This is a genomic window from Bartonella jaculi, assembly GCF_039543045.1.
GTDB classification, from domain to species: Bacteria; Pseudomonadota; Alphaproteobacteria; order Rhizobiales; family Rhizobiaceae; genus Bartonella; species Bartonella jaculi.
In genome coordinates this window covers 1-585 of the sequence record NZ_BAABIZ010000196.1, presented here as the reverse complement: position 1 = coordinate 585, position 585 = coordinate 1, and the positions used below count along the sequence as shown (strand labels likewise).

1 pseudogene is annotated in these 585 nt (G+C 46.3%); it reads right to left on the bottom strand.

From position 1 onward, the window contains the following. A pseudogene (locus ABD915_RS10155) lies at positions 1-553 on the bottom strand (hypothetical protein); the annotation flags it as partial. Positions 554-585 lie beyond the last annotated feature (32 nt).

Here is a 585-nt window from a genome sequence, read left to right as displayed (position 1 = left end):
CATTGTGTGTTGAGATCACACGGATTTTACCCCCCCAAATTAACAAAGCATTCACCGCATCCAAAACAGCGCGCACATCTTGATGAAACGCTGCCTCATCAATCACCACAATGCCCTGTAGTCCACGAATATTTTCAGGACGGCTTGAAAGCGCTTCAATGCGAAACCCCGAAGCAAACCGTACCCGATAAGCAGAGATATATTTTGTCGACCCATCCTCTTTTTGATCTGGAAATAAAATTTCTTCCACATCCCCACTATGGCTGGTAAGTACTCTCGCAAAATTGCTCACATAGCCAATAAATTCACGCCCCTTTTCTTTGGTGTCACCAATGTAAAAAACATTATCGCCACCAGCCTCAAGCGTTGCCGCCGCAATCAGCGTATCATCTAGAGCCTCAGCAAAAGTAATGCCGGTCCGGCGCCCTTTCTCAACCAACTTTAAGGGGGATTTATCCTCAATCCATGCCCGTTGATGCGCCATCAAAACCCCTTCAGCTAAGGGATCTTTCTCTTTGAGACAAGCACTTGTCTGCCAAAGTTCAAAACCCAACCGATCACCATTCGCCTCACTTTTTAAAGGAG